The following is a 21,981-nucleotide window of genomic DNA, read 5'->3' as shown; positions in this document are numbered from 1 at the left end:
TACGTGGCCCATGCCACGTACCCCGCCCGTCGCCAGTTGATCTACTCATCGGTAGCATCCGTTGCATGGCAGACACGGCAGAAACCCAGCAGGTTGACGACAGCAGGCAGGCCGCCCGCGCGGAGCGCAGGGCAGCCAGGCTCGCCAAGCAGATCGGCGCCTTCGCCAAGGCGCACGGCGGCGCCGAGGGACAGCTCGCCTACATCGGACAGATGGGCACCCGCATCGTGCTGGTCGGCGAGGACGGTGGCTGGGGCGACCTGGTCGCACCCTCGTACGCGGTCGCCGAGAGTGCCACCGCGAAGGCCGGGATCACGATGCACGAGTCCTTCGACGGCGAGTTCGCCGCCAAGGTCCGCACCGGCCCGTACGAGTGGACGCGGATGGCTGGGATCCAGGTCGGCGGCCCTTCCAACAGAGGCTGAGCCGCCCGGGACGTCTCCGGGCGCATCCCGGACGCATCCCGCGGGCGCAGGAGCGACACCTGACACCGGGTTCACCCGTTGGGACGGATACACCCATGTCGTCCCAGGAGGCTCCGGATGTCCGGCACACTGCTCGTGGCGGACCTGGTCGACCAGCACTGCCACGGGGGTGCTCCGCACCGAACTGGGCCTCGGCACCTTCGAGGCACAGCTGGCCACGGTGGCGGGGCGGCCCGCGCCCGGCGCCACCTTCTTCGACACCTGGACCGGCTTCGCCGTGCGCCGCTGGTGTCCTCCGCTGCTGGGTCTCGACCCCCACTGCCCACCGGCCGGCTATCCGGCCCGCCGCCGGGAACCGGGCGTCGCGGAGACCGGTCGGCGGCTGCTGCGCACCACTGGCGTCTCTGTCTCGTCGACACCGCCGGGAGCTTCCTCACCAACCTCGCAGCGGCCGTGCACACCGCGGCCGCCTCCGCCTCCGCCGTCGCCTTCACTTCCGTCGCCGCCGCACGCCATGGCCTGGAATCCGATCCGGGACCGCCAGGACCGGGCGAGGTGCGCGGCGCTGCCGGACGGTGGCCGGGCGGGAGGCGGGACGCCGAGCGGCGCGCACCGGCGCGGGCGGCCCTCGTACACCGTGTGCGGCCCCCGACGACCCGGTGCTGCTGCGGCATCTGCTGTGGACCGCGATCGCCTGCGGGCGGCCGCTGCAACTGCAGCTGCGCTCCACCGACCCCCGGCGGATGGCCGGATTCGCCGCCGCGACGGCCCGGCTCGGCAGCGATCTCGTACTGCTGCACAGTTATCCGTACCACCGGCACGCCACACAGCTGGCGAGCGTCCATCCGCATGTGTACGCCGACGCGGGCGCCATGTGTACGCCGACGTGGGCGCCGCCCTCGCCCGTACCGGCGCCCGTACCGGCGCGCGTGCCGAGACCGTCCGATCAGAGGCCACCCGACAGGCTCTCAGCCGGCGGCTGCGGGCTCCGGGGTCTCCGCGGCGGGGCTGGGCACCGGGGCGGTCGCCACCGGGCGCTCGCGCAGCGAGAGCACCACCCGCACGACGGCGATCCACACCAGGCACGAACCGAGCATGTGCAGCCCGACCAGGATCTCCGGGGTGTCTGTGAAGTACTGCACGTACCCGATCACACCCTGCGACATCACCACCAGGAAGAGATCACGGGTGCGGTGCAGCGGACCGACCGGCGCGTCGACGGCCTTCAGTACGAACCAGAGCGCGACCGTCAGTGCCACCACGACCCAGGCCAGGTCGGCGTGGAGCTGCGCGATCATCTTCCAGTCGAGCGGGATGCGGTGGACGTCGCTGGAGTCGCCCGCATGCCGTCCGGCACCCGTCACGACCGTGCCGACGGCGATCAGCAGGCCGGCCGCGGCCGCCAGCAGCCAGGTCAGCTGCGAGACCGCCTTGCCGACCAGCGGACGCGGCTCCGCGTCGCCCTCCCGAACCCGCTGCCAGGTCACGACGGCGACCGTGAGCAGCGCGGTGGAGAGCAGGAAGTGCGCCGCGACGGTGTACGGGTTGAGGCCGACCAGGACGACGATGCCGCCGAGCACGGCGTTGCCCATGACCACCCAGAACTGCGCCCAGCCGAGCCGGGTGAGGCTGCGCCGCCACGGCTTCGCGGAGCGGGCCGCGATGATCGCCCAGCCGACCGCCGCGCACAGCACGTACGTGAGCATCCGGTTGCCGAACTCGATGGCGCCGTGGAAGCCCATCGCGCTCGTCGCCGTCAGGGACTCTTCGGTGCACTTGGGCCAGGTCGGGCAGCCGAGACCGGAGCCGGTCAGCCGAACCGCACCGCCGGTGACCACGATGATCACGGCCATCACGACGGCCGACATCGCCGCACGACGGACCGTCCGGGGGGACGGAGTCCAGCGTTCGGCGATGAAGGGAAGCGGGTTCCGCGCGGCTTGAGCGACTTCGGCTCGGGTCAGCTTGGGCACCGCACCATCGTAAGCGGCAGCTTGTGCAAGCTTTCACGAGGGGGGACGAGTTACCCCGAACCGTCCCGCCGCAAGCCTGTGCCGCCGGTCATTCCCAGCGGAAGAACTTCGCCGCCGCGCCCAGCCCGAGCACCGCCCAGACCGCGAGGATCCCGAGATCGCCCCACGGCATCGAGGCACCGTGCTGGAGCACGTCCCGCAGCCCGTCGGACAGGGCCGCGATCGGCAGCAGACCCAGCACGGACTGCGCCGCGTCCGGGAACTTGTCCAACGGCACGATGACCCCGCCGCCGACCAGAAGCAGCAGGAAGACCAGGTTGGCGGCGGCGAGCGTCGCCTCCGCCTTCAGCGTCCCGGACATCAGCAGGCCGAGCCCGGAGAACGCGGCGGTGCCGAGCACGAGCAGCAGCAGGACGGCGAGCGGGTTGCCGTGCGGCGACCAGCCCAGTGCGAACGCGATCACCGTCAGCAGTACGACCTGCAGCACCTCGGTGACCAGTACCGCGAGGGTCTTCGCGGTCATCAGCCCCCAGCGGGGCAGCGGTGAGGCACCGAGGCGCTTGAGCACGCCGTACCGCCGCTCGAAGCCGGTCGCGATGGCCTGGCCGGTGAAGGCGGTGGACATCACGGCGAGCGCGAGAATGCCCGGCGCCAGGAAGTCGACGGACCTGCCCGCGCCGGTGTCCACGATGTCGACGGCGCTGAACAGCACCAGCAGCAGCGTCGGAATGATCACCGTCAGGAGCAGCTGCTCGCCGTTGCGCAGCAGCATCCGCGTCTCCAGCGCGGTCTGCGCACCGATCATGCGGGGCAGCGGGGCGGCACCGGGCCGCGGGGCGTACGTACCGGCGCTCATGCGCGCAGCTCCTTGCCGGTCAGTTCCAGGAAGACGTCCTCCAGGGTGTGACGCTCGACGGAGATGCCGTCGGGCATCACGCCGTGCTGCGCGCACCAGGAGGTGACGGTGGCCAGCAGCTGTGGGTCGACCTCGCCGGTGATGCGGTACGTGCCGGCGGTGGGCTCGGCCGCCTGCGTGCCGTCGGGCAGCGCCTTCAGCAGCGAGCCGAGGTCGAGACCGGGGCGGCCGGTGAAGCGCAGGGTGTTCTCGGCGCCGCCGCGGCACAGCAGCTCCGGGCTGCCCTGGGCGATGACCCGGCCCGCGTCGATGATGGCGACATCGTCGGCGAGCGCCTCGGCCTCGTCCATGAAGTGGGTGGTGAGGACGACCGACACGCCGTCGGCGCGCAGCTCCCGTACGAGATCCCAGGTGGAGCGGCGGGCCTGCGGGTCGAGACCCGCGGTCGGCTCGTCCAGGAACACCAGCTCGGGGCGGCCGACCACGGCCATCGCCAGGGCCAGGCGCTGCTGCTGGCCGCCGGAGAGCCGGCGGTACGTCGTACGGCCGCAGCTGCCGAGGCCGAGACGCTCGATCAGCGCATCGACGTCGAGCGGATGGGTGTGCAGTTTCGCCATGTGTCGGAGCATCTCGTCGGCGCGCGCTCCGGAGTAGACGCCACCCGACTGCAGCATCACGCCGATCCGGGGGCGGAGCTCCGCGGCGTCGGCGATCGGGTCGAGGCCGAGGACGCGTACGGTCCCGGCGTCGGGGCGGCGGTAGCCCTCGCAGGTCTCGATCGTGGTGGTCTTGCCGGCGCCGTTCGGGCCGAGGACAGCGGTGACCGCACCGGTGCGTACGTCCAGGTCGAGGCCGTTTACCGCGGTCTTGGTGCCGTACCGCTTCACCAGGCCACGGATCTGCACGACCGGCTCGTTCTTCATGGCGGGTAAGTCTAGGCAGGGGCCTGGGCGTCGAGTCCCGGGGGGCCGGATTAGGTAACCCTTAGTGACGAACTCCACCGTTGATCGTTTCGGACCGTGGTTGTCAGGGCCGGAGGAATTACGCAACAATGGCGTTGTGAAATACCAGGGCGAGGCTCCGCAGGAGGAACTCGCGACCGGCGAGCGCTCGACGCGCAACCGGGTCGCGCGCTCCATCCTGGACCACGGCCCGTCCACCGTCGCCGACCTGGCGAAGCGCCTCGGGCTGACCCAGGCCGCTGTCCGCCGCCATCTCGACGCCCTCGTCTCCGACAATGTCGTCGAGGCCCGCGAACAGCGGGTGTACGGGGCGCGGACCCGCGGTCGTCCGGCCAAGGTGTTCGCCCTGACCGACTGTGGCCGGGACGCCTTCGACCAGTCCTACGACAAGCTTGCCGCCGACGCTCTTCGCTGGATCGCCGAGACCGCGGGCGACGAAGCGGTCGCCGCCTTCGCTCGTGCCAGGACCGCCGCCCAGTCGGAGGTCTACCGCGCGGCGATCGAGGCCGTGGACCCCGAGGCGCGCACCGAGGCGCTGGCCAAGGCCTTGTCCGCCGACGGGTACGCTGCTACGGCGCGCAGCGCGCCGGGCCCCCAGCGGGGCGAGCAGCTGTGCCAGCACCACTGCCCGGTCGCTCATGTCGCCGAGCAGTTCCCGCAGCTGTGCGAGGCGGAGACGGAGATCTTCTCCAGCCTGCTCGGGACCCATGTGCAGCGTCTGGCCACCATCGCCCACGGCGACGGGGTGTGCACGACGTTCGTACCGCGCGGCGGACCCCCAACCGCACAGACCACCACATCAGCATCTGCAAGCACGGCCGGGAGGAACCCCGCATGACGCTCCCCACGGAGATTGCCCACCCTGAGCTCGAGGGTCTGGGTACGTACGAATTCGGCTGGGCCGACTCCGACGCGGCCGGCGCGGCGGCCAAGCGCGGCCTCTCCGAGGCCGTCGTACGTGACATCTCGGCGAAGAAGAACGAGCCCGAGTGGATGCTGAAGCTCCGCCTCAAGGGCCTGCGGCTGTTCGACAAGAAGCCCCTGCCCAACTGGGGCTCGGATCTGTCGGGCATCGACTTCGACAACATCAAGTACTTCGTGCGGTCCACCGAGAAGCAGGCGGAGTCCTGGGAGGACCTGCCCGAGGACATCAAGAACACGTACGACAAGCTCGGCATCCCGGAGGCGGAGAAGCAGCGCCTGGTCGCCGGTGTCGCCGCGCAGTACGAGTCCGAGGTCGTCTACCACCAGATCCGTGAGGACCTGGAGGAGCAGGGCGTCATCTTCCTCGACACGGACACCGCGCTGAAGGAGCACCCGGAGCTCTTCAAGGAGTACTTCGGCACCGTCATCCCGGTCGGCGACAACAAGTTCGCCTCGCTGAACTCGGCCGTGTGGTCCGGTGGCTCGTTCATCTACGTGCCGAAGGGTGTCCACGTCGACATCCCGCTGCAGGCCTACTTCCGTATCAACACGGAGAACATGGGCCAGTTCGAGCGGACGCTGATCGTCGTCGACGAGGACGCCTACGTCCACTACGTCGAGGGCTGCACCGCGCCGATCTACTCCTCCGACTCGCTGCACTCCGCGGTCGTCGAGATCATCGTGAAGAAGGGCGGCCGCTGCCGCTACACGACGATCCAGAACTGGTCGAACAACGTCTACAACCTGGTCACCAAGCGCGCCGTGGCGTACGAGGGCGCGACCATGGAGTGGGTCGACGGCAACATCGGCTCCAAGGTCACCATGAAGTACCCGGCTGTCTACCTGATGGGCGAGCACGCCAAGGGCGAGACGCTCTCCATCGCCTTCGCGGGCGAGGGCCAGCACCAGGACGCCGGATCCAAGATGGTCCACATGGCGCCGAACACCTCCTCCAACATCGTCTCCAAGTCGGTGGCGCGAGGCGGCGGCCGTACCTCGTACCGCGGTCTGGTCGAGATCGGCGAGGGTGCCGCGGGCTCCAAGTCCAACGTGCTGTGCGACGCGCTCCTGGTCGACACGATCTCCCGCTCCGACACCTACCCGTACGTGGACGTCCGCGAGGACGATGTGTCCATGGGTCACGAGGCCACCGTCTCCAAGGTCTCCGAGGACCAGCTCTTCTACCTGATGAGCCGCGGTCTGACCGAGTTCGAGGCCATGGCCATGATCGTGCGCGGCTTCGTCGAGCCGATCGCGCGCGAGCTGCCCATGGAGTACGCGCTTGAGCTCAACCGGCTGATCGAGCTGCAGATGGAGGGCTCGGTCGGCTAACACGGCCTAGCGCGGCCTGACGGCCGAATCCCCCGACTTTTGACAGAGAAAGCGAGCACTACGACAGCCATGGCTGAGGCTCAGAACATTCCGGCGGGGTCCACCACCACCGGGTCCATCGCGGTGGCCGCCGAGTCGACCGTCGCCACGCGCATGAGCGCGCCCCCGTCCTTCGACGTCGCGGACTTCCCGGTCCCGCACGGCCGCGAGGAGGAGTGGCGGTTCACGCCGCTGGAGCGGCTGCGCGGACTGCACGACGGCACGGCCGTCGCGACCGGTGGCGCCGTCAAGGTCGAGTTCGACGTCCCCGAGGGCGTCACCGTCGAGACCGTCGGCCGCGACGACGCGCGGCTCGGCACGGCGGGCATCCCGGTGGACCGCGTCGCCGCCCAGGCGTACTCGTCCTTCGAGAAGGCCTCGGTCATCACGGTCGCCAAGGAGGCCGTGCTCACCGAGCCGATCCGGATCGCCGTGCACGGCGAGGGCGGCGTGGCCTACGCCCACCAGGTCATCGAGCTGGGAGCCTTCGCCGAGGCCGTGGTCGTCCTCGACCACACCGGTGACGCGGTCGTCGCGGGCAACGTCGACTACGTCCTCGGTGACGGTGCGAAGCTGACCGTCGTCTCCGTCCAGGACTGGGACGACACCGCCGTCCACGCCGCCCAGCACAACGCGCTGATCGGCAGGGACGCCACCTTCAAGTCGATCGTCGTCACCTTCGGCGGCGACCTGGTCCGCCTCCACCCGCGGGTCGCCTACGCGGGCACCGGTGGCGAGGCGGAGCTCTTCGGTCTGTACTTCACCGACAAGGGACAGCACCAGGAGCACCGCCTCTTCGTCGACCACAACACTCCGCACTGCAAGTCCAACGCCGTCTACAAGGGCGCGCTGCAGGGCCAGGACGCGCACGCGGTGTGGATCGGTGACGTCCTCATCCAGGCCAAGGCCGAGGGCACCGACACGTACGAGATGAACCGCAACCTGGTTCTCACGGATGGTGCGCGGGTCGACTCCGTGCCGAACCTGGAGATCGAGACCGGCGAGATCGTCGGCGCCGGTCACGCCTCGGCCACCGGCCGCTTCGACGACGAGCAGCTCTTCTACCTGATGTCCCGCGGCATCCCGGCCGAGGATGCCCGCCGGCTCGTCGTGCGCGGCTTCTTCGCCGAGCTGGTCCAGCAGATCGGTCTGCCGGACGTCGAAGCCCGTCTGCTCCACAAGATCGAGGCCGAGCTGAAGGCATCCGTCTGATGGCCTTCGTCAAAGTCTGTGCGCTGAGCGAGCTGGAAGAGGACACCCCGAAGCGGGTGGAACTCGACGGAACGCCGGTCTCTCTCGTCCGCGTCGAGGGCGAGGTGTTCGCTATCAACGACATCTGCTCGCACGCGAACGTCTCACTGTCCGAGGGAGAGGTCGAGGACTGCATGATCGAGTGCTGGCTGCACGGCTCCAGCTTCGACCTGCGCACCGGCAAGCCGTCCGGCCTTCCCGCGACGCGCCCCGTCCCCGTATACCCCGTCAAGATCGAAGGGGACGATGTGCTCGTCTCCGTCACCCAGGAGTCCTGAGTCACCCATGGCAACGCTTGAAATCCGCGACCTGCACGTCTCCGTCGAGGCCGACAACGCCACGAAGGAGATCCTCAAGGGCGTCGACCTGATCGTGAAGCAGGGCGAGACCCACGCCATCATGGGCCCCAACGGGTCCGGCAAGTCGACCCTCGCGTACTCCCTCGCGGGTCACCCCAAGTACACGATCACCAGCGGCACGGTGACCCTGGACGGCGAGGACGTCCTGGCGATGACCGTCGACGAGCGTGCCCGCGCCGGCCTCTTCCTGGCCATGCAGTACCCGGTCGAGGTCCCCGGTGTCTCGGTCTCCAACTTCCTGCGCACCTCCGCCACCGCCGTCCGCGGCGAGGCGCCCAAGCTGCGTACCTGGGTGAAGGAGGTCAAGGAGACGATGGCCGACCTCCAGATGGACCCCGCGTTCGCCGAGCGCAACGTCAACGAGGGCTTCTCCGGCGGTGAGAAGAAGCGCCACGAGATCCTTCAGCTGGAGCTCCTCAAGCCGAAGGTCGCGATCCTCGACGAGACCGATTCCGGCCTGGACGTCGACGCCCTGCGCGTCGTCTCCGAGGGCGTCAACCGGGTCCGCGAGACCGGCGAGGTCGGCACGCTGCTGATCACGCACTACACGCGGATCCTCCGTTACATCAAGCCCGACTTCGTGCACGTCTTCGCCAACGGCCGTATTGCAGAGTCCGGCGGCGCCGAGCTCGCCGACAAGCTGGAGAACGAGGGCTACGAGGCATATGTGAAGGGTGGCGCTTCCGCGTGACACAGCTGCCGGGCCTCCTCGACACCGAGGCGATCCGCAAGGACTTCCCTCTGCTGGATCGGACGGTCCACGACGGGAAGAAGATCGTTTACCTGGACAGTGCGGCGACTTCGCAGAAGCCGCGCCAGGTTCTCGACGCGCTCAGCGAGTACTACGAGCGGCACAACGCCAACGTCCACCGCGGGGTGTACACGATCGCGGAGGAGGCCACGGCGCTGTACGAAGGCGCCCGCGACAAGGTCGCCGCCTTCATCAACGCGCCGAGCCGCAACGAGGTGATCTTCACCAAGAACGCCTCGGAGTCGCTCAACCTCGTGGCCAACATGCTCGGCTGGGCCGACGAGCCCTACCGGGTGGACCACGAGACCGAGATCGTCACCACGGAGATGGAGCATCACTCCAACATCGTGCCGTGGCAGCTGCTCGCGCAGCGCACCGGTGCGAAGCTGAAGTGGTTCGGCATCACCGACGACGGCCGCCTCGACCTGTCCGACATAGACGAGATCATCACGGAGAAGACGAAGATCGTCTCCTTCACGCTGGTCTCCAACATCATGGGCACGATCAACCCGGTCGAGAAGATCATCCGCCGAGCCCAGCAGGTCGGTGCGCTGGTCTGTATCGACGCCTCGCAGGCCGCACCGCACATGGTGCTCGACGTGCAGGCGCTGCAGGCCGACTTCGTGGCCTTCACCGGCCACAAGATGGTCGGCCCGACGGGCATCGGCGTGCTCTGGGGACGGCAGGAGCTCCTGGAGGACCTGCCGCCGTTCCTCGGTGGCGGCGAGATGATCGAGACCGTGTCGATGCACTCGTCGACATACGCCCCCGCGCCGCACAAGTTCGAGGCGGGTACGCCCCCGATCGCGCAGGCCGTGGGCCTCGGCGCGGCCGTGGACTACCTCTCGGCGATCGGCATGGAGAAGATCTTCCGCCACGAGCACGCGATCACCGAGTACGCGGTGAAGCGCCTCCTGGAGGTTCCGGACCTGAAGATCATCGGTCCGTCCACCGCGGAGGACCGCGGTGCGACGATCTCCTTCACGCTCGGCGACATCCACCCGCACGACGTGGGCCAGGTCCTCGACGAGCAGGGCATCGCGGTCCGGGTCGGACACCACTGCGCACGGCCGGTCTGCCTGCGGTACGGAATTCCTGCGACGACGCGGGCGTCGTTCTATCTGTACTCCACGCCCGCGGAGGTCGACGCCCTGGTGGACGGTCTGGAGCACGTACGGAACTTCTTCGGCTGAGGGTTGACTGGTGAAGCTTGATTCGATGTACCAGGAAGTGATCCTGGACCACTACAAGCACCCCCACGGGCGCGGCCTGCGGGACGGCGACGCCGAGGTGCACCACGTCAACCCGACGTGCGGAGACGAGATCACGCTCCGGGTGAAGTACGACGGCGAGACCATCGCCGATGTGTCGTACGAGGGTCAGGGCTGCTCCATCAGTCAGGCCAGCGCCTCCGTGCTGAACGAGCTGCTGGTCGGCAAGGAGCTGGGCGAGGCGCAGAAGATCCAGGAGGCCTTCCTGGAGCTGATGCAGTCGAAGGGCCAGCTCGAGCCGGACGACGCGATGGAGGAGGTGCTGGAGGACGCGGTCGCGTTCGCCGGTGTCTCGAAGTACCCGGCCCGGGTCAAGTGCGCGCTGCTGAGTTGGATGGCGTGGAAGGACGCGACGGCGAAGGCGCTGTCCGAAGGGAAGACGGCATGAGCGAGAACGAGACTCTTACCACCAAGCCGGCCTCCGAGGAGGAGGTCCGCGAGGCGCTGTACGACGTCGTCGACCCCGAGCTGGGGATCGACGTCGTCAACCTGGGCCTGATCTACGGCATCCACATCGACGACGCCAACATCGCCACCCTCGACATGACCCTGACGTCCGCGGCCTGCCCGCTGACCGATGTCATCGAGGACCAGGCGAAGTCCGCGACCGACGGCATCGTCAACGAGCTGCGGATCAACTGGGTCTGGATGCCGCCGTGGGGCCCGGACAAGATCACGGACGACGGGCGCGAGCAGCTGCGCGCGCTCGGCTTCAACGTCTGATCCTCTGCGCTTCCGAACGGCCCCCGGCGCAAGCCGGGGGCCGTTCGGCGTTGTTCGTCCGCCGGGCTGGAGCAGTATCGGTCATACGTGGCCGCCTTGCGTCGCCTGATCATAGAGATCGGTGTGCTGGGTGATCAGGACCGCGTTTCATCCGTTCGAACGTCCCTGATGAGTTGCCTTGCAAGCTTTCAGTTCGCAGTTGTTGACGCGTTGAGGGCATGTTCGAATCTGGGCCGCTGCCAGGTGGCCCCGGTAGAGCTTCCGGCTTGTTTGACAGCATCGCTGACGGCATCGCAGCCGGACACCGATGGCTCCACGAGTCATCTCGTGGGGCCATCGGCGTTTGGACTGGTTCTCCGTCAGCAGCGCACGCACGAGCGCGGCTTAGCGATTCGGTGTGGCGAACGACCATGACCGCCGGGCGGACTGGCGGTCATGGCTGTTTCCTTTTACTCCATCGTCGTCGACGCCCACGATCTGCCGTCGCAGGCCCGGTTCTGGTGCCGAGTGCTCGACTGGACGGTGCTCTTCGAGTCCGACGACGAAATCGTCATCGGCGCCGACAAGGACGCCGTGCCCGGCATCACCTTCGTTCCCGTACCGCAGGAGAAGACGGTCAAGAACCGGCTGCACATCGATCTCGCCCCCGACGACCAGGCCGTGGAGGTCGCGCGGATCATCGGCCTCGGGGCCACCCGGCTGGACGTCGGTCAGCCCGCCGATGTGGGCTGGGTGGTGCTGGCGGACCCCGAGGGGAACGAGTTCTGCGTGCTGAGCCCGAAGAACTCGCTCATCGACTGAGCGGCGCCTGTCCCCGAACCCGGGTCGGGCCCGTGTGCACGGGCCCGACCCGCGCTCACGGGCCGAACTGCGAGGGCACGGCAGCGGCTTCGGCGAGCACCGGCCCCAGGTTCTCGTTGCGCATCCGCCGGTCCACGTACAGCAGCCCGGTCACCAGCTGCGGGAACGTCGCCGAGACGAGCTGGCCGACCAGCTGGCCCAGCAGCATCGCCACCATGTAGCCGCTCATGGCGACAATGACCGCCGTCGGACTCGGGTCGGGGCCCAGACTCTCCATACCGATCATGCCGGGGAACATGCCCAGGATCGAGAACGGCATCTGGATGATGTAGCTCGCCACGGCCGCCATGACCGAGGCCAGCAGCGAGATGCCGAAGATCCGCCACCAGTCACCGTGCACCAGCTGCGACGAGCGGCGCAGCGCGGCGATCGGGCGCTGCCCCTCGAAGACCGCGGCCGCGGGGGCCAGCGAGAACTTCACCCAGATCCAGATCGCCAACGGCGCGGTGGCCAGAGCCCCCAGGAAGCCCACCGCGATCGCGACCCCGCTGCCGGAACCGCTGTCCAGGGTGATGGCGGCGATCATTATGGCGATGAAGCCGACCATCATGAGCACCATCGGGATCACCGCGACCAGGGAGGCCAGCAGAACCGTGCCGAGCACGGCCGGGACCCGCGCCCAGGCCCGGCGCCAGATGACGCCGAAGGTGGTCGGCCGGCCCAGAACCGCGTCCTGCAGAACCGCCGGAACCGTCGCGTACATCATCGCCGTGCCGATGACCAGCGCCAGGACGGCCACCAGCCAGACGGCACCGAAGGCGACCACCAGCGGCACGATGTCCTCCGTGCGCGGGCTCTCCCCCGACGAGAGCTCGATGACCCGGTGCAGAGGGTCACTGACCGCGGAGTACGCGATCGCGACCGCCACCCCGACCACGACCAACGCCCCGCCGTACACGGCCACGCCCACACCGAACAGCTGCTTCCAGTGGCGGCCCATCGTGGAGAAGGCTCCGCCGAGTATGTCCCCGAGGCTGAGGGGCCGGAGCGGTATCACTCCGGGTTTCGGCGGCGGCATCCAGCCACCGCCCCATCCCGGTGGCCCGGGAGGCCCTCCGTACGGCGCTCCACCGTACGGTGTGCCGCCCCCGGGCACACCGCCGCCCCACCCTGCGTCCTGCGCCACTGCTGCTCCGTTGTCTGGTGTTGTGTCTGTGTGCTGGTCAGGACACCGTAGCGGTCCGGACCCCGGAGCGGATCCCGGCCGGAGGCAGCAACTGCCGCGGTCCGAGGGGCCCCGGGTCCGGCGATCGTTGTGTACGGATGTACGCAACCATGCGTACACTCGCACGCATGGGATACGGACTGCTGGCCGCGGCCATAGCGGCAGAGGTGGCCGGGACGACCGCCATGAAGTACAGCGAGGGCTTCACCCGGCTCTGGCCCTCGCTCATCACCGTCCTCGGCTATCTGCTCGCCTTCTCGCTGCTCGCGCAGACCCTGAAGACGCTGTCCATGGGCACCGCCTACGCCATCTGGGCCGGGATCGGCACGGCGGCGGTCGCCGTCATAGGGGTCCTCTTCATGGGCGAGTCCGGAAGCCTGGTCAAGGCGGCGGGCATCGCGCTGATCATCGCCGGTGTGGTCGTGCTCAACCTGGGCGGAGCGCACTGATGGCCCGGCGGTACGACCCCGAGCGGCGCGACCGCATCATCGATGCGGCGATCCGGGTGGTCGGTACCAAGGGCATCGCGGGGCTCAGTCACCGTTCCGTCGCCGCCGAGGCGGATGTGCCCCTCGGCTCGACGACGTATCACTTCGCCTCACTCGACGAGCTGCTGGTCGCCGCGCTGCGCCGCTCGAACGAGAATTTCGCCCGGAGCATGCGGGAGAGCGAGGGTCTCCTCGCCCCGGACGTCGACCTCGCCGACGCGCTGGCCCGGCTGCTGGGGGAGTGGTTCTCCGGCGGACGAGGGCGCCTGGAGCTGGAGTACGAGCTCTACCTCGCGGCGCTGCGCCGACCGGTGCTGCAGCCCGTCGCCGCCGAATGGACGGACGTCACCGCCGGGCTGCTGGCCGGGCGCACCGACCCGGTCACCGCGCGGGCACTGATCGCGCTGATCGACGGGATCTGTCTGCAGGTGCTGCTGACGGGCGGGAGCTACGACGCGGCGTACGCGCGGGAGATGCTGGCGCGGATCATCGGCCGACCGCGTCGGCCGCCCTGAGAGATTGTCGGGTGACGTCTGATCGGGCGGCCACGCCCTGGCACGCACGCTTTCGGCGTTGCCGAAACGCCCTGGTGGCTCCTTCCCCGAGCTCTCGGCTTCGTTCGAGCAGGGGAGACCCCGTCCGAGGCCATCCCGGCGCCTTGGAATCGCACGCACCATGCCGCGTCCGCTCTCCGATCGAAGGTCGCCCGACAGGCTCCGAGGCGTCGGCGGCTTCGGCGACGGGCGGCCCCGGCCGGTCGCCGGGGATGTCAGCGACGGACCACCGCCAGCGCCGCCTGCACGCTCGCCTCGATGTCCGTGATCGGATACAGCGCCTCGCGGACCGTCCGGTCCCGGTCGACCACCAGGGTCAGCCGCTTCAGCCGGCTGACCCCCGCCGCCCGGAACGTCGGCAGCCGCAGCGCAGCCGCCAGCTCCAGTTCCGCGTCGGACAGCAGCGGGAAGCGCAGCCCCTCCGCGTCCGCGAACGCCCGCTGTTCGTCCGGACGTTGGGTGGACACTCCGTGCACTGTCGCCCCTGCCGCGGTGAACTCCGCCAACTGGTCGCGGTACGTGCAGGATTCGAGGGTGCAGCCGCTCGCGCCCGGGATTTCGGCCCAGCCCGGCGGGTAGGCGTCCCGGCGGGCGTACGCGCCGGGGAAGCAGTACAGGACGGTGTACGGGGTCTCGGCGACCGGGTCGCGCAACGCGCCGTCGTAATCGAGGAGTTGCAGCTCCGGCAGCCGGGTTCCCACCAGGGCGTGCACCCGCGCCGCCTCCTTGGACGTCTCCGTGGCCGTCGCCATCGTCTCCCCGTCTCCCATCACCCAGGTGTCGCCCCAGTCCTGGAGCGCGATCAGTACCGGCAGCAGTGCGCGGCCGCGCGGGGTGAGCCGGTACTCGTACCGGACCGGGCGCTCCTGGTACGGATCCCGGGACAGCACGCCCGCGTCGACCAGCAGCCGCAGCCGCTCGGTGAGCACCTTGCGGGACATGCCCAACTCGTGCTGGAGCGCGTCGAAGCGGTGCACCCCGCGCGCGGTGTCGCGCACGATCAGCAGGGTCCACCAGTCGCCGACGACATCGAGGGCCTGGGCGATCGCGCAGTCGGCGTCGGACAGGCTGGTGCGCTGCGGCATGACTTCGTCTTCTTCCGTTCTTGCTCGTGCCGAGGCCGCCCCTTACCGGATTGACCTGCGCAAAGCATGCTGCCATAGTCCGTTCCCAAAAGGAACTCGCTGGGGAGGGTGCTGCGGATGAGGATCTTCGGGATGGTGCGGGACGTACCACGGACCGTACGGCTGCTGGCCTTGGGAGCCTTCCTCAACGGAGTCGTCAGCTTCACCTTCGTCTATCTCTTCGTCTATCTGACCGGACCGCGGGGACTCACCGTGCCGCAGGCCGGAGTGATCGCGGGCATCGGCGGCATCGGCCTGGTCGCCGGCAACTTCACCGGCGGCTGGTTCGGTGACCACTACGGTCACCGCCGGATGCTGCTGACGGGCGCGCTGGTGAGCGGCGCGGCGCTCGTCACCCTGTCGGTCCTGCCGGTCGCGGCGATGTACGGGGTGCTGCCGCTCGCACAGTACGCGGCAGGCGTCGTGCGCGCGGCGAACGCGGCCCTCGTCGCCGTCTCCGTCCCCGAGGGCGGCCGGCGCCAGAGCTTCGCCCTCATGCGCGCCGGGAGCAACGCCGCCTTCGCCGTCGGCCCACCGCTCGGCGCACTGATCGCCGCCCACTTCTCGTACGGCCCGCTGTTCGTCGCCGACGGCCTCGGGACGCTGCTCTTCGCCGCCTACGCATCGAAGGTGCTCCCGGCGCGCGGCACCGTGCACACCCGGCCGGCGCACGATCCCGACGCGCCCGGGCTCTGGCGGGAACTGTCGGTCAGACCCGCGGTGCTGGTGCTGCTCGCCGCGATCCTCTGCGTCGACTTCGTCTACCGGCAGCAGTACTCCACCCTGCCCGTGTTCCTCGCCGATCACGGCCGCGGCGCCCAGTTCTACGGGTGGCTGCTCGCCATCAACGGCGGCGTCATCCTCTGCCTCGAACTCCCGATGGCGCACGCGCTGCGCCGACGGGCGCCGCTGAGCATCGTGGGCGCAGGGCTGCTGCTGGTGGGGCTGGGATTCGCGGCACTGATCCCAGGGGCCGGGGTGCTGTTCGCCGTCACCATGATGGTGTCGCTGACCGCGGGCGAGGTCCTGTACAAGTCCACTGCCACGGCATACGTCGCCGATCAGGCGCCCGGCCATGTGCAGGGCCGCTTCCAGAGCCTGTACGCGGGAGCGTCCATCAGCGGCCAGGTGCTGGCCCCGCCGCTCGGCGGCGCGCTCTACGCGGCCGCGCCCGAGCTGCTCTGGCCGGTGTGTGCGGCGCTGGCGGGCGGTGCGGGGGTGGCGGTGCTGGCGGCGCGGCGGCTGCGGGGGCCGGTGTGCGTGGGGGCCCCGGCGGGGACTCCGGTGCCTGAGCGGCAGGCGCAGCCCAGCTGACCGGGTGGTTCGGGCGGGTGGGCCCCGCCGCGACCATCCGGCGAGACCGGTTGGCTCCGGCGGGGCCTCGCCGGTTAGGTTTCGTGTCATGACCGACACGACTTCCCGCACCACCGGCGCCGTCGCCGCCGGCCTCGCCACCATCGCCGGCGACGGTTCCGTTCTCGACACCTGGTTCCCCGCCCCCGAGCTCTCCGCCGAGCCCGGCCCGGCCGGAACCGAACGGCTCACCCCCGACCAGGCCGTGAACCTCCTCGGCGAGGGCGCGGTCAAGGCCATCGGCGTGGACGCCCGCCGCGGTGTCGAGGTCGCCGCCGTGCGCACGGTCATCGCCTCGCTCGACGACAAGCCGCTCGACGCGCACGACGCGTACCTGCGCCTGCACCTCCTCTCGCACCGTCTGGTCCGGCCGCACGGCCAGAACCTGGACGGCCTCTTCGGCCTCCTGTCCAACGTCGCCTGGACGTCGCTCGGTCCGGTCGCCGTCGACGACCTGGAGAAGGTGCGGCTGAACGCCCGCGCCGACGGTCTGCACCTCCAGGTCACCTCGGTCGACAAGTTCCCCCGGATGACGGACTACGTCGCGCCGAAGGGCGTCCGGATCGCCGACGCCGACCGGGTCAGGCTCGGCGCGCACCTCGCCGCCGGTACGACGGTCATGCACGAGGGCTTCGTCAACTTCAACGCCGGCACGCTCGGCACCTCGATGATCGAGGGCCGCATCTCCGCGGGCGTCGTCGTCGGCGACGGCTCCGACATCGGCGGCGGCGCCTCCACGATGGGCACCCTCTCCGGTGGTGGCAAGGAGCGCATCGTCATCGGTGAGCGCTGCCTGATCGGCGCCGAAGCGGGCGTCGGGATCGCGCTCGGCGACGAGTGCGTCGTCGAAGCGGGTCTGTATGTCACCGCGGGTACGCGCATCACCCTGCCGGACGGCCAGATCGTCAAGGCGCGGGAACTCTCCGGCGCCTCGAACATCCTCTTCCGCCGCAACTCGGTCACCGGTGCCGTCGAGGCCCGTCCGAACAACGCGGTGTGGGGCGGCCTCAACGACGTCCTGCACAGCCACAACTAGCGTGTAGCGGCGAGGAGTTCCTCGTACGCCTTCCGCAGCCCGTCGGCCGCCTCGCGCCCGGCGGGCTGCAGCGGTTCCCGGACCGGTCCGGCGTCGAGCAGCGCCTTCGCCGTCACGGTGCCGGGCAGCCCGGACGACATCATCAACTCGGCCAGCGGAACGGTCAGCCGGTTGAGCCGGGCCGCCTCGGCGGTGTCCCCGGCGTCGAACGCGTCCAGGACCGCCCGCAGCTGCCGGGGCGCCACATTGGCGACCGTACTCACATAGCCCGCCGCGCCCACCGCGTACAGCGGCAGGTTGAGCTCCTCGCAGCCCGAGTAGTACGAGAGCGAGCCGGCTCCGATCACCTTCGTCGAGCCGAGCAGGTCGTACGCACAGTCCTTCACCGCCACGACGCGCGGATGGTCCGCGAGCCGCAGCAGGGTCTCCGGCTCGATGCGGGTACCGGTACGGCCGGGGATGTCGTACAGCATCAGCGGAACACCGGTCGCGTCGGCGACTCGCCGGAAGTGTGCCTCAACGGCGGGCTGCGGCGGTCTGCTGTAGTAGGGCGTCACGACCAACAGGCCGTCCGCGCCTGCCCGTTCGGCCTGCCGGGCCAGCTCAACGGTGTGCCGGGTGTCCGCACTGCCGACCCCGGCGACCAGCGGCACGGCGTCGCCGACCGCCTCCCGGACCGCGCGAAGCAGCGCGGTCTTCTCGGCGTCGGTGGTGGTCGGGGACTCGCCGGTGGTGCCGCTGAGCACCAGGCCGTCGCAGCCGTCGGCGACGAGGCCGGCGGCGTGGATTCCGGCGGCGTCCAGGTCCAGCTCGCCGTCGGCGGTGAACGGCGTGATCATGGCGCAGAGGGCACGGCCGAAGGGGGCTGCGCGGGGTGCGGAGGCTTCGGGGACTGTCATGTCCGAAGTGTCCGATGCCCCGACCGTAAAGGTCTACTTAGTTCTGCTTGCGATGAAGATGAAGAAATGCTCAACCATGGGCGTGGGGCCGGTTCCCCCTGGCATGATCGAACGCCTATCCGGCAGGCCGATACGGGGGCGGGTGCACAAGCATGCGGGGACCGGCGGGTACGAGTACGGGTACAGGTACCGGAGCGCGGAGAGCGGTGGCGGCCGCCTGCCTGGCCGGGGCGCTGGCCCTGACGCTGTCGGGATGCGCCGGATTCCTCGTACCGGCGGGCGAGGGAGAGCCGGAACAGACGCCGAGCACGTCGTACACGCCGGGCGTGCACGCGGACAAGCTGGATCCGTCCCACCTGGCCGTCGCCCCGCCCGCCGACCGGCCGCCCACAGGGGGCGGGCCCGGCCCCACGCCCACCCCGAGTGCCGTCGCCACCGGAGAATGCCCGTCCTCCGGCGTCGTCGTGGACATGGGCGAGGTGCAATCGGCGCTGGGTCACCGGGCCGTGTCGCTCACCCTCACCAACTGCGGCAGCAAGCCGTTCCGGGTGGTCGGCTACCCGTCCGTACGGGCCCTGGACGACGAAGGCGATCCGCTGCCGGTTCCGGTGAACCCGGGCTCCTCGTACATGGGGACCGACCGGGGGCCGAAGGAGGTCATGCTGAAGCCGGGGAAGACGCTGAACTCACTGCTCGCCTGGGTGTCCACCCCGACCGGCGGCGACCTCATCGAGGGCGACGCGCTGGAGATCGCACCGGCGCCGGGGCTGGAGGCGCGCACGTTTCCGCTGGAGGGGAGTGACGTACGGCTGCTCGACGAGCTGAACATGACCGCCTGGCGCGCCGTCTCGGCCTAGGACTTGTCCGGCCGATCACGTGACTGATCCGTTTTCGGTTCGTTGATGCGGACATGGGGCGGGGTGATCCGAGTGATGCCGAGTGGGAACGGCTTCGGCCGTTCCTGCCGGTGAGTAACGGGCGTCGTGGCAGGTGGCGGGATCACCGGCAGGTCATCGACGGGATTCTGCACCGGGTACGGACCGGAGTGCAGTGGCGTGACCTGCCCGAACGGTTCGGGCCGTGGAAGACGGTTTACGAACGGCGCCGGCTGTGGGCGGCCGACGGGATGTGGGAGCGTCTGCTGCGGCAGGTCCAGGCCGCGGCCGATGAGCTGGTGAGAGCGATTGGGACATATCAGTGGACTCCACCATCGTGCGCGCGCATCAGCACGCGTCGGCGCCCGCACTGATCCGCCGCCCGCTCCCGCCTCAAAAGGGGCCGAAGCCTCAGAACACCAGGGCGAAACCGCGTGGCAGAGCCTTCACGCCCCCTGGTGAAGGTGGTGCGGGAGGTGAGGGCCTGGGCCGCTCGCGGGGCGGGTTCACCCCCGGACGCCGGCGGGCGAACGCCCATCCGCCTCTGAAGGGCCACGCTGCGGTCATTCGCCGGGCTGGCGGACGAGCGGGTTGGCACCGATGGAGTTGTGGATGCGGAAGGTGACCGTTCCCGGCCGGTAGCGGTCGTCGGACCACTCCACGGGGCGGCCGGCGTGGGTGGTGGTCACCCGGCGGACCCGCAGCAGCGGGGTGCCGCGGCGTACGCCGAGCAGTTCCGCGTCGCGGGTGCCCGCCGCAAGTGTGTCGATGACGTGCTCGCCGTGCGCGAAGACCACGCCCACCTCGTCGAGCAGTCGCTGGGTGACCGACTCGCAGTCGGGCTCGATGCGCTCGACCGCGTCCGCGATCCAGCCGGCGTAGACGGTGCGCTCCAGCAGGGCCGGCTGTCCGTCCAGACCACGCACCCGCAGGACGTACAACACCTCTGCTCCCGTGGGGAGTTGGAGGCGCAGTGCGTCCTCGGTGGAGGCCGGGCGCCGGGCGGTCTCGACGACGCTGCCGGTGGCCTTGTGTCCGGCTGCCCGCGCCCACTGGGCGAAGCTGCGCAGTTCGGTGAAGCTCTGGCTGCGGCGGGCGCCGAGCACCACCCGTCGGGTGCCCTGTCGTGAGCCGAGCAGTCCCTCGGCCACCAGAGCCGCGAGCGCTTGGCGGACGGTGCCGCGGGATACCTGGTACCGCTCGGAGAGTTCGCCCTCGGTCGGGAGCCGGCCCCCCACCGGGTAGTCGCCGCGGTCGATCGCAACCCTCAGCTCGCCGGCGATCTGCTCGTACCGTGCCGCCACACCCAGCCCTCTCATCCGCGATACCGGCTCCGCTCTGCGCGCCACCGGCTTGTGCACACAGGGTAGGCGATCCCGCCGCACTGGGCACGCTTGTTCTGCACACAGTGGAGACCGCACCCCTACGCGGCCCGCATCGCCTTAAGGAGCCTTCAAACCGAGAGCGGGCATCTGTTCTCCGTTCACCGAAAGGTCATCGCGCTCCGCCGTACTTGGGGCATCTTGTTTGGACAAGTTGCCTGGGGTTGGGCAGTACCCGATCACTGTTCTCCGGGCAGCCCATGCACCCTCAGGAGACCTTGTGAACCTGTTCTCTGCGCGAACGGCCGGCCTTGCCGGCGTGCTGACCGCAGCCACGCTCGCGCTCAGCGCCTGCGGCTCGGCACCCGACTCCGCCGCGTCCGGCAGCACGGGCGGCCCGCACGCCGCCACCGCCACCTCGGCGCAGGACCTCGGTGGTATGGACGCACTGGTCGCGGCGGCCAAGAAGGAAGGAATGCTCAACGCGATCGCCCTGCCCCGCGACTGGGCCAACTACGGCGCTGTGATCGACGGATTCACCAAGAAGTACGGCATCAAGGTCAACGACGAGAACCCGGACGGCGCCAGCCAGGACGAGATCAACGCCATCACCTCGCGCAAGGGCCAAGACCGCGCCCCGGACGTGGTGGACCTGGGCCAGTCGTTCGCGCTCAGCGCAGCTCAGCAGGGGCTGCTCGCCCCGTACCGGGTCGCGGCCTTCGACGACATCCCGGCCATGCAGCGCGACACCCAGGCCCGCTGGTACAACGACTACGGCGGCTATGTCTCGATCGGCTGCGACGCCAAACGCGTCACGGAGTGCCCCCAGTCCTTCGCCGACCTGCTGAAGCCGCAGTACAAGGGCCAGGTCGCCATGAATGGCAATCCCACCAAGTCCGGCTCCGCCTTCGGCGGCGTCTTCGCCGCAGCCCTGGCGAACAAGGGCTCCTTCGACGACATCCAGCCCGGCCTGGACTTCTTCGCGAAGCTCAAGAAGGCCGGCAACTACAACCCGGTGGAGTCCACCCCGGCCACGGTCGAGAAGGGCGAGACCCCGATCAGCATCGACTGGGACTACCTCAACGCCGGTTACGCCGACGAGTTCCACAGCAAGGGCGTGGACTGGAAGGTGGCCATCCCCAGCGACGGCCAGTACGCCCAGTACTACTCGCAGGCCGTCAACAAGGACGCCCCGCACCCGGCGGCCGCCCGGCTGTGGGAGGAGTACCTCTACAGCGCCGAGGGTCAGAACCTCTTCCTGAAGGGCTCCGCCCGCCCGGCGCTCATGCCCTCGATGACTCGGAGTGGCACGGTCGACAGCGCGGCCGCCGCCAATCTGCCCCAGGTCGACGGCACCCCCTCCTTCCCGACCGACGCCCAGCTGGACAAGGCCAAGCAGGTCGTGGCCCAGGGCTGGGGCAAGGCCGTGGCCGGGTGA

The 21,981-nt window shown here is 69.8% G+C and carries 23 protein-coding genes and 2 pseudogenes; 18 read left to right on the top strand and 7 right to left on the bottom strand.

The window, feature by feature from the left end:
- Window positions 1–65: 65 nt before the first annotated feature.
- Both AB0I23_RS28175 and AB0I23_RS28170 read left to right on the top strand, forming a co-directional pair.
- A complete protein-coding gene (locus AB0I23_RS28175) occupies window positions 66–425 on the top strand; it encodes a hypothetical protein (protein ID WP_359113366.1) in 360 nt (119 codons plus the stop codon).
- A 117-nt stretch (window positions 426–542) separates the two neighbouring features.
- Window positions 543–1,312: pseudogene (locus AB0I23_RS28170) on the top strand (amidohydrolase); the annotation flags it as partial.
- Between the two features lie 81 nt (window positions 1,313–1,393).
- Here AB0I23_RS28170 and AB0I23_RS28165 read toward each other — a convergent pair.
- The 3 genes from AB0I23_RS28165 to AB0I23_RS28155 form a co-directional block, all read right to left on the bottom strand.
- Window positions 1,394–2,398, bottom strand: coding sequence for a COX15/CtaA family protein (locus AB0I23_RS28165; protein ID WP_359113364.1), 1,005 nt, complete (start codon window positions 2,396–2,398; stop codon window positions 1,394–1,396).
- Between the two features lie 88 nt (window positions 2,399–2,486).
- Window positions 2,487–3,254 carry an ABC transporter permease gene (locus AB0I23_RS28160; protein WP_359113362.1) on the bottom strand — a complete coding sequence of 256 codons (768 nt, stop codon included), beginning with the start codon at window positions 3,252–3,254 and terminating at the stop codon, window positions 2,487–2,489.
- A complete protein-coding gene (locus AB0I23_RS28155; protein WP_359113361.1) occupies window positions 3,251–4,177 on the bottom strand; it encodes an ABC transporter ATP-binding protein in 927 nt (308 codons plus the stop codon). Before AB0I23_RS28155 ends, AB0I23_RS28160 begins: the two co-directional genes overlap by 4 nt.
- A 136-nt stretch (window positions 4,178–4,313) precedes the next feature.
- On the opposite strand from AB0I23_RS28155, the gene AB0I23_RS28150 reads away from it, so the two are divergent.
- From AB0I23_RS28150 to AB0I23_RS28110, 9 genes are all read left to right on the top strand, one after another.
- Window positions 4,314–5,054, top strand: coding sequence for a helix-turn-helix transcriptional regulator (locus AB0I23_RS28150; RefSeq protein WP_359113359.1), 741 nt, complete (start codon window positions 4,314–4,316; stop codon window positions 5,052–5,054).
- Window positions 5,051–6,472, top strand: a complete 1,422-nt coding sequence (gene sufB, locus AB0I23_RS28145) for a Fe-S cluster assembly protein SufB (protein WP_359113358.1) — start codon at window positions 5,051–5,053, stop codon at window positions 6,470–6,472. The genes AB0I23_RS28150 and sufB overlap by 4 nt, the downstream gene beginning before the upstream one ends.
- Before the next feature lie 69 nt (window positions 6,473–6,541).
- Window positions 6,542–7,723: a Fe-S cluster assembly protein SufD gene (gene sufD / locus AB0I23_RS28140; protein WP_359113357.1), complete on the top strand. Its 1,182-nt coding sequence runs from the start codon at window positions 6,542–6,544 to the stop codon at window positions 7,721–7,723.
- Window positions 7,723–8,040, top strand: a complete 318-nt coding sequence (locus AB0I23_RS28135; protein WP_359113356.1) for a bifunctional 3-phenylpropionate/cinnamic acid dioxygenase ferredoxin subunit — start codon at window positions 7,723–7,725, stop codon at window positions 8,038–8,040. The genes sufD and AB0I23_RS28135 overlap by 1 nt, the downstream gene beginning before the upstream one ends.
- 7 nt (window positions 8,041–8,047) lie before the next feature.
- Window positions 8,048–8,812, top strand: a complete 765-nt coding sequence (gene sufC, locus AB0I23_RS28130; protein ID WP_037691717.1) for a Fe-S cluster assembly ATPase SufC — start codon at window positions 8,048–8,050, stop codon at window positions 8,810–8,812.
- Window positions 8,809–10,065, top strand: a complete 1,257-nt coding sequence (locus AB0I23_RS28125) for a cysteine desulfurase (protein ID WP_359113355.1) — start codon at window positions 8,809–8,811, stop codon at window positions 10,063–10,065. Before sufC ends, AB0I23_RS28125 begins: the two co-directional genes overlap by 4 nt.
- A gap of 10 nt (window positions 10,066–10,075) precedes the next feature.
- Window positions 10,076–10,531 carry a Fe-S cluster assembly sulfur transfer protein SufU gene (gene sufU, locus AB0I23_RS28120; RefSeq protein WP_345514759.1) on the top strand — a complete coding sequence of 152 codons (456 nt, stop codon included), beginning with the start codon at window positions 10,076–10,078 and terminating at the stop codon, window positions 10,529–10,531.
- Window positions 10,528–10,866 carry a metal-sulfur cluster assembly factor gene (locus AB0I23_RS28115; RefSeq protein WP_014156915.1) on the top strand — a complete coding sequence of 113 codons (339 nt, stop codon included), beginning with the start codon at window positions 10,528–10,530 and terminating at the stop codon, window positions 10,864–10,866. Before sufU ends, AB0I23_RS28115 begins: the two co-directional genes overlap by 4 nt.
- A 435-nt stretch (window positions 10,867–11,301) precedes the next feature.
- Window positions 11,302–11,667 carry a VOC family protein gene (locus AB0I23_RS28110; protein WP_359113354.1) on the top strand — a complete coding sequence of 122 codons (366 nt, stop codon included), beginning with the start codon at window positions 11,302–11,304 and terminating at the stop codon, window positions 11,665–11,667.
- A 55-nt stretch (window positions 11,668–11,722) separates the two neighbouring features.
- Here AB0I23_RS28110 and AB0I23_RS28105 read toward each other — a convergent pair whose 3' ends face one another.
- On the bottom strand, window positions 11,723–12,745 hold the full coding sequence (locus tag AB0I23_RS28105; protein ID WP_359113352.1) for a DUF7847 domain-containing protein: 1,023 nt from the start codon (window positions 12,743–12,745) through the stop codon (window positions 11,723–11,725).
- Window positions 12,746–13,020: 275 nt separating this feature from the next.
- Between AB0I23_RS28105 and AB0I23_RS28100 the strand changes: the two genes are divergently transcribed.
- Together AB0I23_RS28100 and AB0I23_RS28095 are read left to right on the top strand one after the other, a co-directional pair.
- Window positions 13,021–13,341, top strand: coding sequence for a DMT family transporter (locus AB0I23_RS28100; protein WP_359113350.1), 321 nt, complete (start codon window positions 13,021–13,023; stop codon window positions 13,339–13,341).
- Entirely contained in the window at window positions 13,341–13,895 is a 555-nt protein-coding gene (locus AB0I23_RS28095) for a TetR/AcrR family transcriptional regulator (protein WP_359113348.1), read from the top strand. Before AB0I23_RS28100 ends, AB0I23_RS28095 begins: the two co-directional genes overlap by 1 nt.
- A 254-nt stretch (window positions 13,896–14,149) precedes the next feature.
- On the opposite strand, the gene AB0I23_RS28090 is transcribed toward AB0I23_RS28095, so the two are convergent.
- On the bottom strand, window positions 14,150–15,019 hold the full coding sequence (locus AB0I23_RS28090) for a winged helix-turn-helix transcriptional regulator (protein WP_359113346.1): 870 nt from the start codon (window positions 15,017–15,019) through the stop codon (window positions 14,150–14,152).
- 117 nt (window positions 15,020–15,136) lie between these two features.
- Here AB0I23_RS28090 and AB0I23_RS28085 point away from each other — a divergent pair, with 117 nt between their 5' ends.
- Together AB0I23_RS28085 and dapD are read left to right on the top strand one after the other, a co-directional pair.
- Window positions 15,137–16,372 (top strand): MFS transporter, encoded by a 1,236-nt coding sequence (locus AB0I23_RS28085; RefSeq protein WP_359113345.1) that lies wholly within the window; start codon window positions 15,137–15,139, stop codon window positions 16,370–16,372.
- Between the two features lie 88 nt (window positions 16,373–16,460).
- Window positions 16,461–17,447 (top strand): 2,3,4,5-tetrahydropyridine-2,6-dicarboxylate N-succinyltransferase, encoded by a 987-nt coding sequence (dapD, locus tag AB0I23_RS28080; RefSeq protein ID WP_359113343.1) that lies wholly within the window; start codon window positions 16,461–16,463, stop codon window positions 17,445–17,447.
- Here dapD and dapA read toward each other — a convergent pair.
- Window positions 17,444–18,346 carry a 4-hydroxy-tetrahydrodipicolinate synthase gene (gene dapA, locus AB0I23_RS28075; RefSeq protein WP_359113341.1) on the bottom strand — a complete coding sequence of 301 codons (903 nt, stop codon included), beginning with the start codon at window positions 18,344–18,346 and terminating at the stop codon, window positions 17,444–17,446. The genes dapD and dapA overlap by 4 nt on opposite strands.
- 152 nt (window positions 18,347–18,498) lie before the next feature.
- Between dapA and AB0I23_RS28070 the strand changes: the two genes are divergently transcribed.
- Together AB0I23_RS28070 and AB0I23_RS28065 are read left to right on the top strand one after the other, a co-directional pair.
- Window positions 18,499–19,203: a DUF4232 domain-containing protein gene (locus AB0I23_RS28070; RefSeq protein WP_436847010.1), complete on the top strand. Its 705-nt coding sequence runs from the start codon at window positions 18,499–18,501 to the stop codon at window positions 19,201–19,203.
- Between the two features lie 53 nt (window positions 19,204–19,256).
- Window positions 19,257–19,586, top strand: a pseudogene (locus tag AB0I23_RS28065) (IS5 family transposase); the annotation flags it as partial.
- A gap of 198 nt (window positions 19,587–19,784) precedes the next feature.
- Here the strand turns inward: AB0I23_RS28065 and AB0I23_RS28060 are convergent.
- Window positions 19,785–20,525 carry a GntR family transcriptional regulator gene (locus AB0I23_RS28060; protein ID WP_359113435.1) on the bottom strand — a complete coding sequence of 247 codons (741 nt, stop codon included), beginning with the start codon at window positions 20,523–20,525 and terminating at the stop codon, window positions 19,785–19,787.
- Between the two features lie 298 nt (window positions 20,526–20,823).
- Here AB0I23_RS28060 and AB0I23_RS28055 point away from each other — a divergent pair, with 298 nt between their 5' ends.
- Window positions 20,824–21,981, top strand: coding sequence for an ABC transporter substrate-binding protein (locus tag AB0I23_RS28055; RefSeq protein WP_359113337.1), 1,158 nt, complete (start codon window positions 20,824–20,826; stop codon window positions 21,979–21,981).

It is taken from the genome of Streptomyces atratus (assembly GCF_040655115.1).
In the GTDB taxonomy this organism is placed as follows: Bacteria; Actinomycetota; Actinomycetes; order Streptomycetales; family Streptomycetaceae; genus Streptomyces; species Streptomyces atratus_D.
The sequence above is the reverse complement of the archived record's forward strand: the minus strand, read 5'-3'. Positions and strand labels throughout refer to the sequence as shown.